This is a genomic window from Streptomyces sp. MB09-01, from assembly GCF_033794505.1.
In the GTDB taxonomy this organism is placed as follows: domain Bacteria; phylum Actinomycetota; class Actinomycetes; order Streptomycetales; family Streptomycetaceae; genus Streptomyces.
Genome location: NZ_JARAYQ010000239.1, coordinates 1 through 12,658, shown reverse-complemented (window position 1 = coordinate 12,658; position 12,658 = coordinate 1). Strand labels below are relative to the sequence as shown.

At 70.2% G+C, this 12,658-nt stretch carries 13 protein-coding genes; 6 read left to right on the top strand and 7 right to left on the bottom strand.

Annotation, left to right across the window (positions count from 1 at the left end; all coding sequences use genetic code 11):
• Positions 1–18: 18 nt before the first annotated feature.
• Positions 19–783 (bottom strand): GntR family transcriptional regulator, encoded by a 765-nt coding sequence (locus PV721_RS34365; protein ID WP_319731316.1) that lies wholly within the window; start codon positions 781–783, stop codon positions 19–21.
• 289 nt (positions 784–1,072) lie between these two features.
• Between PV721_RS34365 and PV721_RS34360 the strand changes: the two genes are divergently transcribed.
• The 4 genes from PV721_RS34360 to PV721_RS34345 all read left to right on the top strand — a co-directional run bounded on the left by PV721_RS34360 (position 1,073) and on the right by PV721_RS34345 (position 5,889).
• A complete protein-coding gene (locus tag PV721_RS34360) occupies positions 1,073–2,356 on the top strand; it encodes an extracellular solute-binding protein (RefSeq protein ID WP_319731313.1) in 1,284 nt (427 codons plus the stop codon).
• A 127-nt stretch (positions 2,357–2,483) separates the two neighbouring features.
• Positions 2,484–3,509, top strand: a complete 1,026-nt coding sequence (locus PV721_RS34355) for a sugar ABC transporter permease (RefSeq protein WP_319731312.1) — start codon at positions 2,484–2,486, stop codon at positions 3,507–3,509.
• A complete protein-coding gene (locus PV721_RS34350; RefSeq protein WP_319731310.1) occupies positions 3,506–4,381 on the top strand; it encodes a carbohydrate ABC transporter permease in 876 nt (291 codons plus the stop codon). The genes PV721_RS34355 and PV721_RS34350 overlap by 4 nt, the downstream gene beginning before the upstream one ends.
• Positions 4,382–4,389: 8 nt before the next feature.
• Positions 4,390–5,889 (top strand): glycoside hydrolase family 3 protein, encoded by a 1,500-nt coding sequence (locus PV721_RS34345; protein WP_319731308.1) that lies wholly within the window; start codon positions 4,390–4,392, stop codon positions 5,887–5,889.
• Positions 5,890–5,947: 58 nt separating this feature from the next.
• On the opposite strand, the gene PV721_RS34340 is transcribed toward PV721_RS34345, so the two are convergent.
• The 4 genes from PV721_RS34340 to PV721_RS34325 form a co-directional block, all read right to left on the bottom strand.
• On the bottom strand, positions 5,948–6,076 hold the full coding sequence (locus PV721_RS34340) for a hypothetical protein (protein ID WP_319731306.1): 129 nt from the start codon (positions 6,074–6,076) through the stop codon (positions 5,948–5,950).
• 9 nt (positions 6,077–6,085) lie between these two features.
• Positions 6,086–6,271 carry a hypothetical protein gene (locus PV721_RS34335; protein WP_319731304.1) on the bottom strand — a complete coding sequence of 62 codons (186 nt, stop codon included), beginning with the start codon at positions 6,269–6,271 and terminating at the stop codon, positions 6,086–6,088.
• A gap of 277 nt (positions 6,272–6,548) precedes the next feature.
• The gene (gene nagB / locus PV721_RS34330; RefSeq protein ID WP_319731302.1) at positions 6,549–7,334 is read right to left on the bottom strand and encodes a glucosamine-6-phosphate deaminase; all 786 of its coding nucleotides are present in this window, start codon (positions 7,332–7,334) and stop codon (positions 6,549–6,551) included.
• Between the two features lie 259 nt (positions 7,335–7,593).
• Entirely contained in the window at positions 7,594–8,355 is a 762-nt protein-coding gene (locus PV721_RS34325) for an SDR family oxidoreductase (RefSeq protein WP_319731300.1), read from the bottom strand.
• Between the two features lie 83 nt (positions 8,356–8,438).
• Between PV721_RS34325 and PV721_RS34320 the strand changes: the two genes are divergently transcribed.
• Positions 8,439–9,035, top strand: coding sequence for a TetR/AcrR family transcriptional regulator (locus tag PV721_RS34320; RefSeq protein WP_319731298.1), 597 nt, complete (start codon positions 8,439–8,441; stop codon positions 9,033–9,035).
• Positions 9,036–9,416: 381 nt separating this feature from the next.
• The gene (locus tag PV721_RS34315; protein ID WP_319731314.1) at positions 9,417–10,886 is read left to right on the top strand and encodes a PAS domain-containing sensor histidine kinase; all 1,470 of its coding nucleotides are present in this window, start codon (positions 9,417–9,419) and stop codon (positions 10,884–10,886) included.
• Positions 10,887–11,066: 180 nt separating this feature from the next.
• Here the strand turns inward: PV721_RS34315 and PV721_RS34310 are convergent, their stop codons facing one another.
• Both PV721_RS34310 and PV721_RS34305 read right to left on the bottom strand, forming a co-directional pair.
• The gene (locus PV721_RS34310) at positions 11,067–11,324 is read right to left on the bottom strand and encodes a WhiB family transcriptional regulator (protein ID WP_003953983.1); all 258 of its coding nucleotides are present in this window, start codon (positions 11,322–11,324) and stop codon (positions 11,067–11,069) included.
• 324 nt (positions 11,325–11,648) lie between these two features.
• On the bottom strand, positions 11,649–12,614 hold the full coding sequence (locus tag PV721_RS34305; protein WP_319731296.1) for a diacylglycerol/lipid kinase family protein: 966 nt from the start codon (positions 12,612–12,614) through the stop codon (positions 11,649–11,651).
• Between the last annotated feature and the right edge of the window lie 44 nt (positions 12,615–12,658).

Here is a 12,658-nt window from a genome sequence, read left to right as displayed (position 1 = left end):
GGACGGCGGGGAGGGCCGTCAGGCGGCGGGGCGCTTGAGCCGGGCGACGAACTTGTACCGGTCGCCGCGGTACACCGACCGCACCCACTCAACCGGTTCCCCGTCGGCGTCCAGGGAGTGCCGCGACAGCATCAGCATCGGCAGGCCGACGTCCGTGCCGAGCAGCCCGGCCTCGCGCGGGGTGGCCAGCGAGGTCTCGATCGTCTCCTCGGCCTCGGCCAGGTGGACGTGGTAGACCTCGGCGAGGGCCGTGTAGAGGGAGGTGTACTTGGCGAGCGAACGGCGCAGTGCGGGGAAGCGCTTGGCCGACAGGTGCGTGGTCTCGATGGCCATCGGCTCGCCGCTGGCCAGGCGCAGGCGCTCGATGCGCAGCACCCGTCCGCCGGTGGTGATCTTGAGCAGGCCGGCGAGGGTGTCGTCGGCCGTCACGTAGCCGATGTCGAGGAGCTGGGAGGTCGGTTCCAGTCCCTGGGCCCGCATGTCCTCGGTGTACGAGGTGAGTTGCAGCGCCTGGGAGACCTTGGGCTTGGCGACGAAGGTGCCTTTGCCCTGGATCCGCTCCAGTCGTCCCTCTACGACCAGTTCCTGGAGGGCCTGCCGGACGGTGGTCCGCGAGGTGTCGAATTCGGCCGCGAGCGTGCGCTCCGGCGGCACCGGGGTGCCGGGCGGCAGCGTCTCGGTCATGTCGAGCAAGTGCCGCTTGAGTCGGTAGTACTTGGGAACACGGGCCGTGCGGGTGGCTGCCCCGCCGTCCGGCTCCGTGGTCGCCCCTTCGGTGGCCATCGCCGCCCGCCTTCCCGACTCCAGTTTCGCTGCCGTCACCGGCTCCTCCGATATGTGCGGTCACATCGTGACACGAGTGGGGGGACAGGCCTTCTCTCTCCCCAGGTGTCGGTCCGATAACGGACCGGGCACCCGCTCATTAGACCCTTGACACCCCTAAAGGTCTAGGCCAAGCTCCAGCTACTGGTCTAAACCAATATGGATCAGATCCCGGCCCCACGGCAGTACTTCGCGTATGTCACCGCGGCGGGCGAGGGAAGTGCAGGCAGGCATCCCTGAGGAGGGTGGCGTGAAGCGCAAGCTCATCGCGGCGGTCAGTGTCGCGGGCATGATGGTCGGGGTCGCGGCGTGCGGCAACGGCAGCGACGACAAGGCGAAGACCGACGCGGGTGGCGCCAAGGAGATCACCGTCTGGGTGATGGACGGCTCCGCTCCCAAGGCCTGGATCGACGAGGTCAACAAGGAGTTCTCGGCCAAGCACCCCGGTGTCACGGTCAAGGTCGAAGAGCAGAAGTGGACCGGCATCCAGGAGAAGGTCACCACGGCCCTCTCCGAGAACAACCCGCCGGACGTCCTGGAGCTCGGCAACACGCAGACCGCCGGCTACGCGGTCACCGGCGGGCTCGCCGACCTGACGAAGGACAAGGCCGCGCTCGGCGCCGACGCCTGGCAGAAGAGCATGCTCGCCTCGGCCGAGATCGACGGCAAGCTCTACTCCGCTCCGTGGTACGCCGCCAACCGCGTCGTCATCTACGACAAGAAGGCGTACGAGAAGGCCGGCGTCACCCCGCCGAAGACCCGCGACGAGTGGATCGCCGGTCTGGAGAAGCTGAAGGCGGCCGACCCGGCCTCGCAGCCGATCTACCTGCCCGGCCAGAGCTGGTACGTCCTCGCGGGCTTCATCTGGGACGAGGGCGGCGACCTCGCCGTCAAGGACGGCGCCAAGTGGAAGGGCGGACTGGGCACCCCGCAGGCCGCTTCCGCCGTGGAGTTCTACAAGAAGCTCCAGTCCTTCTCCACCGCCCCCAAGGACAAGGACGAGGCCAACCCCCAGCAGTCCACCGACATCGTTCCCAAGGGCGGCGTCGCCTCCTGGATCGGTCTCGGCTGGGAGGCCGGCGGTGCCGAGAAGGCCCTGAAGGACGCGGGCAAGGAGGCCGACTTCGGCTACTTCCCGATCCCGGGCAAGACCGCGGACAAGACCAGCACCGTCTTCCTCGGCGGCTCGAACCTCGCGGTCGCCGAGCGCTCCAAGAACAAGGAGCTCGCCAAGGAGTGGCTGGCCCTCGCCGCAGGCAAGGACCAGATGACCAAGTACGCCGCCGAGACCAAGGGCGCCCTGCTGCCGAACCAGGCCGGCGCGAACTTCACCCCGGCCGCCGGCTCCTTCGCCGAGGCCATGGGCAAGGCCGGCGTCAACGGCAAAATCACTCCGGTCACCGCGGGCTGGGCGAACGTCGAGACCGAGCCGAACCCCATCAAGGAGTTCATGACCAAGGTCCTGAACGGTGAGGACGCCGCCAAGGCGGGCGCGGACGCGGACAAGGAAATCGCGAGCCGCATCAACAAGTAGTCCCACCCCGCAGTTCCCGCACCACCCAGCAGTGTGATCGCACCGGGGGGCACGGCAGGCGCCACGCCGCCTGCCGTGCCCCCGGTCGCGCATTTGACTCCACAGTCAACCGCGAGGAAGCCACGCCATGACCGTGCACTCCCAGGGAGCGATGACCGCCGCTCCACAGGACGCACCACAGAAGTCCGCCGGACGGCCCGAGAAGTCCGCGTCCGCGTCACCGACCGGTCCCGGTCCCACGTCTCCTCGCGGGGGCAGAAAGTCGCTCCCCTCGGGGTGGCTGCCCTACCTGCTGGTCGCGCCGGCGGTGCTCGCCCTCGCGACACTGCTGCTGTACCCGCTGATCAAGAACGTGATCCTGTCCTTCCAGGACATCAACAAGATCGAGTTCATCCAGCGGAAGTACCCCTTCGCGGGGTTCTCCAACTACACCGAGCTGATCGGTGACGCGGACTTCTGGACCGTGGTCGTCCGCAGCTTCGCCTTCACCGCGGCCAACGTCGCACTGATCATGGTGCTCGGCAGCCTCATCGGCATCCTGCTGAACCGGCTCGGCAAGAAGATGCGGCTGGTCCTGTCGATGGCGCTGGTGATGGCCTGGGCCATGCCGATCGTCGCCTCCGTGCAGGTCTTCAAGTGGCTGTTCGACGAGCAGTTCGGCGTCATGAACTGGGTGATGCGCACCGCCGGTTTCGCCGGGTACGAGCAGCACAACTGGATGCAGACGGGCCTCTCGACCCTGACGATCGTCACCGTCCTGGTGGTCTGGGGCTCCATCCCCTTCGTCGCCCTCAACATGTACGCCGGACTGACCACGGTCGGCGCCGAGCTGTACGAGGCCGCCCGGATGGACGGCGCCAACGGCTGGCAGACCTTCTGGAAGATCGTCTTCCCGAACCTCAAGCCGTTCTTCCTCATCACCACGTTCCTCGAGGTGATCTGGGTCTTCAAGGCCTTCACCCAGGTCTACGCGATGAACAAGGGCGGCCCTGACCGCGCCTCCGAGATCCTCCCGGTCTTCGCCTACGTCGAGGGCCAGAGCCAGGCCCACTACGGCCTCGCCGCCGCGATCTCCGTCCTGACGATCCTGATCCTCGTGGTCGTCATGTCCTTCTACTTCCGCCTGATCCTGAAGCAGGAGGAGGAGCAGTGAGCACCACCACCACCGCGCCGAAGCCCGCGCAGCAGCTCCGCAAGCGCCGGCCGGTCCGACCCGCAGCCGTCGTCAAGAACCTCGGCGCGCTCCTCCTCGCCCTGGTCTTCGTCTTCCCCGTGTACTGGATGTTCTCCTCGGCCCTCAAGCCGTCGAGCCAGATGCTCACGAAGGACCCGGTCTTCGTCTTCACCCCGACGCTCGACAACTTCACCAAGGCCACCGGGGTCTCCAACTTCTGGACGTACGTCACCAACAGCGTCCTGGTCACCGTCGGCGCCGTCGCGCTGGCCCTGCTCGTCGCCCTCGCCGCGAGCTTCGCCATCGCCCGCATGAGGTTCAAGGGCCGCAAGGGCCTCGTCCTCACCGTGATGATGGCCCAGATGGCCCCCTGGGAGGTCATGGTCATCGCGATGTACATGATCGCCCGCGACGGAGAGATGCTGAACAGCCTCCCGCTCCTCACCGCGATCTACTTCGTGATGATCCTCCCCTTCACCATCTGGACCCTGCGCGGCTTCATCGCCGCCGTCCCGGTGACCCTGGAGGAGGCGGCCCAGATCGACGGCTGCACCCGCGGCCAGGCCTTCCGCAAGGTGATCTTCCCGCTGCTGGCCCCCGGCCTGATGTCCACCTCGCTCTTCGGCTTCATCACGGCCTGGAACGAGTTCGCCATGGTCCTGATCCTCAACAAGGACAAGAGCGCGCAGACCCTGCCGCTGTGGCTGACCGAGTTCATGTCGGCCTTCGGCAACGACTGGGGCGCCACCATGGCCGCGTCCTCGCTCTTCGCGGTCCCGGTCCTGCTCATCTTCATCTTCCTCCAGCGCAAGGCCGTCGGCGGCATGACCGCCGGCGCCGTGAAGGGATAACGGCCGCCATGACTGTCCTTGCGCACCGCACCACCGCGTCCGACGGGAAGGACGGCCTCACCCGGGACGCCCTCGCGGTCCTCCAGCCCGGCTTCGAGGGCACCACCGCCCCCGCCTGGCTGCTCCGCCGGATCGGCGAAGGCCTCACCGCGGTCGGCCTGTTCGGCCGCAACATCGCCTCGCCCGAGCAGCTCGCCGCCCTGACCGCGCAGCTGCGCACGGAGCGGGACGACGTCCTGGTCGCCATCGACGAGGAGGGCGGCGACGTCACCCGCCTGGAGGTCCGCGGCGGCTCGTCCTTCCCCGGCAACCTGGCCCTCGGCGCCGTCGACGACACCGGCCTCACCCGGGACGTCGCCCGCGAGCTGGGCCGCCGGCTCGCCGCGTGCGGGGTCAACCTCAACTGGGCCCCGTCCGCGGACGTCAACTCCAACCCGGACAACCCCGTCATCGGCGTACGGTCCTTCGGCGCCGACACCGGGCTCGCCGCCCGGCACACCGCCGCCTACGTCGAGGGCCTCCAGGCCGCCGGCGTCGCCGCGTGCACCAAGCACTTCCCGGGCCACGGCGACACCAACGTCGACTCGCACCACGCCCTGCCGCGCATCGACGTGGACCTGGACACCCTCCAGGCCCGCGAGCTCGTCCCCTTCAAGGCGGCCATCGAAGCCGGCACCAAGGCCGTGATGAGCGCGCACATCCTGGTGCCCGCCCTCGACCCGACCCGCCCGGCCACGCTCAGCCCGCAGATCCTGACCGGCCTGCTGCGCAAGGAGCTCGGCTACGAAGGCCTCATCGTCACCGACGGCATGGAGATGAACGCCATCGCCGGGACGTACGGGATCGAGCGCGGCTCGGTCCTCGCCATCGCGGCGGGCGCCGACGCCATCTGCGTCGGCGGCGGACTCGCCGACGAGGCCACCGTCCTGCGGCTGCGCGACGCGCTGGTCGCGGCCGTCCGCGAGGGCACGCTCCCCGAGGAGCGCCTCGCCGACGCCGCCGCCCGGGTCCGCGAGCTCGCCGCATGGACCCGCGGGGCCCGGCCGGACGCGCGGCCGGAGGGGAGCCGCGCGTCCGGCATCGGCCTGACGGCGGCCCGCCGCGCCCTGCTCGTCACCGGCTCGGCGAGCCCGGTCCGGAACCCGTACGTCGCGACCCTGACCCCGGTCGCGAACATCGCGGTGGGCGACGAGACCCCGTGGGGCGTGGCCGGCGAACTGGCCGCACTGGTACCCGCAACCGCCTCGGGCCGCTACCCGGAGGGCGCCGCGGCCGCGGACATCCTGGCGGCGGCGGGGGACCGTACCGTCGTCGCGGTCGTCCGCGACGCGCACCGCCACCCGTGGATGACCGAGGCCCTGGACGCACTGGTCGCGGCCCGCCCGGACACGGTCGTGGTCGAGATGGGCCTGCCGCAGGCCGCCCCGCGCGGAGCCCTGCACATCGCCACGCACGGCGCCTCGCGCGTCTGCGGCCGTGCCGCCGCCGAGGTCATCGCAGGGGTGTGACCCGGTCCGAGCGCGCACCACGGTGCCCCCGCCCCTCAGGGCCGGGGGCACCGCTGTGTCAGGGCATCTCCCCGAGGGGCCGCCTGCTCTGGAAGTCGGGCCGGCCCTCGTTGTCGCTCACGCTCGTGACCTCCGTCATCGCGAGCTTGTTCTGCTGGGTGATGCCGCACAGCACCAGACCCGGCACGATCTGCGCCTACACCTGGGCGGCGTCCGGCTCGGGGCCCAGGGCGTCGGCGCCCACCGCCATCCGGCAGCGCTCCGGCGAGGTGTCCTCGCTCGGCCCCATGGGCCTTCCGGCGAGCAGCTCGCAGCCGTCCCTGACCCTGCCGAGGTGCGAGTACACGATCTCGGTCTCGCCGCTGTCGGCGTCGAGTGGCATGGTCCTGGGCGTGTCCGGGTCGAACTGCGTGTACCCGGTCGAGGGGGAGCGCAGCGCGAAGGCCTCGCCCTGGAAGACGACCTCGTAGCTGCCGGCCTTCGGCGCGGCGGGGCCGGGCAGGGGCGCGTACCGGTGCGGGCGAGCGAGCCGACGCGCCGGGCGGACCCGCCGCCACGTGCGGGCGGAGCGGCCGGCGACGGCGCCGACGGGGAAGGGCCGGGCGCCCCCTGACGGAGGAGCCCGGCCCTGACCGGCCCCGAGACCGTGGACCCGGTGCTTACAGACCCTGCCAGGCGGGCTTGTTGGCGTACGTGTGCCGGAAGTAGTCGGCCAGCTTCAGCTTCGACGCGGCGGCCTCGTCCACGACGACGGTCGCGTGCCGGTGCAGCTGCAGCGCGGATGCCGGGACCAGCGCGGACAGCGGGCCCTCGACGGTCTGCACGACCGCCTCGGCCTTGCCCTCGCCGGTGGCCAGGAGGACCAGGTGGCGGGCGTCGAGGATGGTGCCGATGCCCTGGGTGATGACGTGGTGCGGGACCTGGTCCAGGTCGTTGCCGAAGAAGCGCGCGTTGTCCACGCGGGTCTGCTCGGTCAGTGTCTTGATGCGGGTGCGAGAGGCGAGGGAGGAGCACGGCTCGTTGAAGCCGATGTGGCCGTCCGTGCCGATGCCGAGCAGCTGGAGGTCGACGCCGCCGGCCTCGGCGAGGGCCCGGTCGTAGGCCTCGCACGCGCCGACGAGGTCCTCCGCCGAACCGTCCGGGCCCATGAAGGAGGCCTCGGACAGGCCGAGCGGCTCGACGACCTCGCGCAGCACGACGGCGCGGTAGGACTCCGGGTGCCCGGCCGGCAGGCCGACGTACTCGTCGAGCTGGCAGATGCGGGCCCTGGAGGCGTCGACCTGACCGGCCTTGACCTTGGCGGCGAGGGCTTCGTAGATGGGCAGCGGGGTAGAGCCGGTCGCCACGCCGAGCAGGGCGTCGGGCTTGCGGCGTACCAGGGCGGCCATGGCCTCCGCGATGAGCTCGCCGCCTGCCTTGGCGTCCGGGACGATGACAACTTCCACGCGGGGCCTGCCGATCTGGAGTGGGTGGTGTGGTATAGACCAATCTAGCAGAGGCCGGCGCGGTCGGCGGGGGTCTGGTCGTTATCCATGGTGGTCCGGATCCGGGCGCCCGGCCCGCCGGACCACCGCCCGGCGGAGCGCGGTGCGACGGCGTCGCGGACCCCCAGGGGAGGGGGTCGTGCTCCCGGAGGACACCCCGGATCAGGTGTACCGGCCAGACCGGCCAGACCGGCCAGACCGGCCAGACCGGCCAGACCGGCTAGATCAGCGAGAGCTGCAGCCCGCCCGTCGCGTCCAGATGCTGGCCCGTGACCCAGCGGGAGTCGGCCGAGGCCAGGAAGGCCACCACGTCCGCGACCTCCTCCGCCGTGCCCACCCGGTGGAAGACGGAGCGGGCGGCCAGGTGGGCCCGGGTCGCAGGGTCCGCGAGCAGGCCCGCGTTCAGGTCCGTCTCGATGATTCCGGGGCCCACCGAGTTCACGGTGATCCCGCGCGGGGCCAGCTCGGCGGCGAGCGAGCGGGTCATCGCGTTCGCCGCGCCCTTCGCCATGACCGTCGCCAGGATCGCCGGCAGGGCGATCCCGGGGGTGCCGGTCACGTTCACGATCCGGCCCCCGTCCCGCAGCCGCGCCAGCCCGTGCTTGATCACGAAGAACGGCGCCTTGGCGTTGAGGGCGTGCGCACGGTCGTACGCCTCCTCGTCCGTCCCTTCGATCCCCGCGAAGTGCGCCCCGCCCGCGTTGTTGACCAGGATGTCCACGCCCTCGGTGTGCGCGGGGTGGGCCTCGTACGCGGCCCACAGGGCCTGTGCGTCGCCGGGGACCCCGAGCTCGGCCCCGATGGCGAAGGCCCGTCCGCCTTCGGCCCCGATCGCCGCCACCGTCTCCTTCGCCGCCGCCTCGTTGCGCCCGTAGTGCACGGCGACCAGTGCCCCGTCCCGCGCCAGCCGCTCGGCCACCGCCCGCCCGATGCCCCGGCTGCCGCCCGTGACCAGTGCCGTCTTCCCCTTGAGCACGCCCATGACGCGCCCCCCTCCGTAATCAATAGTGGTCGCTACAGAAAGGACCGTACCAGATTCCCTAGCGCCCGCTATAGAATGCGGACATGGTGACCGGACAGCGCGGCAGACCCCGTTCCTTCGACCGCGACGCAGCCCTCGACAAGGCGATGACCGCCTTCTGGGAGCGCGGTTACGAGGCGACGTCCATCTCCGACCTGACCGCCCTGCTCGGCATCAGCGCGCCCAGCCTGTACGCGGCCTTCGGGGACAAGCGCAAGCTCTTCGACGAGGTCGTGACCGTGTACGGGGGCCGGTACGGGGACTTCGCGAGCGTGGCGCTCGCCGAGGAGCCCACCGCCCGGGCTGCCGTCGAACGCATCCTGCACGAGGCGGCCGAGGTCTACACCGACCCGGCCCACCCGCGCGGCTGCATGGTGATCAGCGCCGCGATCAACACGACGGCGGACGAGGTGGCGGCGGCCCTGCGCGACCGGCGCAACGCCAACCTGGAGATGTTCGAGAGCCGGATCCGGGCCGACATGGCCACGGAGGTGCTGCCCGCGGACACGGACGCGCGGGCGCTGGCCCGGTACGCCGGGGCCGTGCTCCAGGGAATGTCCCAGCAGTCGCGGGACGGGGCGAGCCGGGAAGAGCTGGAGGCGGTCGCGGCGAGGGCCCTGCTCGCCTGGCCGTCGGCGTAGTCGCCACCCGGGGCGTCCGGCCCGGAAATCCGCCCGGAAAATCCTCTGGGCCACGGTGCAGGACGGGACCCTCAGCCCATCCGGCACCGTAGCCCGGAGTTGTTACGGCCGACAGGTGTGCGGTTCCCGACGGCCGGTGGGAGGTGCCTGCACGGTCAGGGCAGAGCGCGCGGCTACCTCGATCCGTCCTCCTGTGCGGGGAGGGCGGAAGTTTAATCAATTGTGGACTAGACCATTCTGTTCTGTCCATCCAATGACGGGACGTGGAAACCCGTCGCTTCCTCCAACAGTACGCGGCCCGCGCCCCTCCTGGATACTCCTGGGTACCGTCGTGGGGAAAGTCATCAGGCGTACCCGGGGTACGCTCGCAACGTGCCCTCCATGAACGACCTCGTACGCCAGCACACCGCTCTCAGCGAAACCGAGCTGGAGTGGCTCCACCTGCTGGTCTCGGAGTGGCAACTGCTCTCCGACCTGTCCTTCGCCGACCTCGTGCTGTGGGTGCCCACCCTCGACGGCACGCGGTACGTCTCGGTCGCCCAGATGCGCCCGAACACCGGCCCCACCTCGTACCAGGACGACATGGTCGGCCACCTGGTCCCGCGCGGCCGCCGTCCGCTGCTGGACGCCGCCCTCGACGAGGGCCGGATCGTGCGCGAGGGCGACCCGGAGTGGCGCGAGGAGGTGCCGGTCCGCGTCGAGTCGATCCCCGTCCGCCGCGAGGGGCGGGTACTGGGAGTGATCGCCCGCAACACCAACCTGCTCACCGTGCGTACACCGAGCCGGCTGGAGCTGACCTACCTCCAGTCCGCCTCCGACCTGGCCCAGATGATCGCCGCGGGCTCCTTCCCGTTCCCCGGCCAGCAGGTCGACATGGACGCCTCCCCGCGCGTCGGGGACGGCCTGATCCGCCTCGACGCCGACGGCGTGGTCACCTACGCGTCCCCGAACGCGCTCTCCGCCTACCACCGGCTCGGCCTCGCCTCCGACCTGGTCGGGCAGCACCTCGGCAAGACCACCGCCGAACTCGCCCCCTCCCGCGGCCCGGTGGACGAGGCCCTGGTCAAACTCGCCAGCGGCTGGGCCCCCAGGGAGACCGAGATCGAGGGGAACGGCGGGGTCATCCAGCTGCGCGCGATCCCGCTCAAGCCGAAGGGGACCCGGATCGGCTCCCTGGTCCTCTGCCGCGACGTCACCGAACTGCGCCGTCGCGAACGTGAACTCATCACCAAGGACGCGACCATCCGGGAGATCCACCACCGGGTGAAGAACAACCTGCAGACGGTGGCCGCGCTGCTGCGGCTCCAGGCCCGCCGAATGGATTCTCCACAGGGCCGCGAGGCGCTCAACGAGGCCGTGCGCCGCGTCGGTTCGATCGCGATCGTGCACGAGACGCTCTCTCAGAACCTGGACGAGCGGGTCGAGTTCGACGAGATCGCCGACCGCGTGATCGCGATGGTCTCGGAGATCTCACCGGGCAAGGTCGACTGCCGGCGCACCGGCCGGTTCGGCATCCTGGACGCGGAGGTCGCCACCCCGCTGTCGATGGTGCTCACCGAGATCCTGCAGAACGCCCTGGAGCACGCCTTCACCCAGGGAGAGCGCGGCACCGTGGAGGTGGCCGCGACCCGCACCGGAACCGGCCGGGTCGACGGGCGACTGCTGATCACGGTGCTCGACGACGGCAGCGGCCTGCCCGAGGGATTCGATCCCCAGCGGGCCGGCAACCTCGGGCTGCAGATCGTACGGACCCTCGTGGAGGGGGAGCTCGGCGGAACGTTCGACATGGTCCGGGCGCAGCCGCGCGGGACCAAGGTCGTCCTCGACCTGCCGTCCAGCCCGCAGAAGTAGCCGTAGCGGTAACGCTCCGTCACCCGGGGTGACGTGGTGCGGGCCGCACGAATGTCACGTGGCGTGACCGGAAAAGCACTGAGCCCCGGACCGAATGGTGATCGGTCCGGGGCTCAAGAGCACGTTGCTGAGCGCTTATTCGGGTACTACGCGCTGCGCGTCGAGGCTCGAAAGTCGTTGTCAGGCGCTGGCGTTGCGCGCCCGGTTGCGAGCGGCGCGGCGCTTCATCGCGCGGCGCTCGTCCTCGCTGAGACCGCCCCAGACGCCGGAGTCCTGACCGGACTCGAGCGCCCACTGCAGGCACTGCTCCATGACGGGGCAACGGCGGCAGACGGCCTTGGCTTCCTCGATCTGCAGCAGCGCAGGACCGGTGTTGCCGATGGGGAAGAAGAGTTCCGGGTCTTCCTCGCGGCAAACGGCGTTGTGACGCCAGTCCATGGCTGCTCCATCTCCTTGTATTGCGGGCACTTTGCTTGTGAATGTGAACGCTTTCACGAATCCCCCCGTGAGGGAAGGGCGACCGCCCGGTTTCACGCGGGTGATCAGTCAGAGATTCGTGGAGGGGTTCTGGTGATCTGTGCGGGTGCCGGGTTGTGCGGGCTGTCCCGATCGCCATGAAGAGATTCGCAAACCTCGGACGGGGATACAACCCCTTCCGGAAAGTTTTTTTTGATTCGTCGGTGTCTACTAGGTCACAGCCCTACATCGTGAGGGTGGACCGGCGTGTAAACGTTCGAGTGAAAGGCCTTCAGGCCCTTCCACTCACACAATCACACGCAGTGCACGACGTACGCCTGTGAACCGAACGCTGGTCCGCAGTCCGAGGTGGTCTCCGTCCATCTGGAACGGAAGCGGCACCTTGGAATGCAAGGTGAAGTCGGTCAGATCGTGCAGAGACACCGCGTGCTTGCCGTGCGGACCCCGCTCAGGAGTGGAGGTCAGGAGCTGTGTCGCGTAGCGCGCGACGGCCGGAGTTGACAAACGGTCGAGCGCCAATACGTCAAGCGCGGTATCGAACGATGCCTCCGGAGAGGCGTAAAGCGGACGATTGCCCAGATACGTCCACGGTGAGGTGTTGCACACTATCGACAGCACCAGATCCGTCACCGGATCTGCGCCCGGGCGCTCCAGCGTGACCGTGCCGTGCCGCCGGTTCGGCTCCTCCCAGAACTGGCGCATCAGCTGTCGTACGTACAGGGCGTGCGTCGAACGCTTGCCGCGCTCCCGCTGCTGCTCGACCCGCCCCACCACGCCCGCGTCGAAGCCGAAGCCTGCGCAGAAGGTGAACCAGCGCGCCGGGACCGACTCGTCCTCCGTGCCCGGGGTGCCGGCCGCAAGGCCCAGCCCCACCGTCCGCTCCCGTCGCTCGCGCAGCGCGTCCAGCAGGGCGCCGGTCGCCTCGACCGCATCGTTGGGCAGCCCCAGGGCGCGCGCGAACACGTTGGTGGAGCCGCCGGGCACCACCGCCAGCCGGGGCAGCCGGTCGGGATCGGGCCCGTCGTGCAGGAGCCCGTTGACCACCTCGTTGACCGTGCCGTCGCCGCCGAGGGCGACGACGAGGTCGAGCCCCTCGTGCGCGGCCTTGCGCCCCAGGTCCCGGGCGTGCCCGCGGTACTCGGTGGTCACCGCCTCCAGCTTCATCTCGCTGGCCAGGGCATGGGTCAGGACGTCGCGCGTGCGCGCACTGGTGGTCGTCGCTGCTGGGTTGGCCACGAGAAGTGCACGCATGAGCGCCAGACTACCCACCCCCTCTCGCACCGACCCTACTGCCC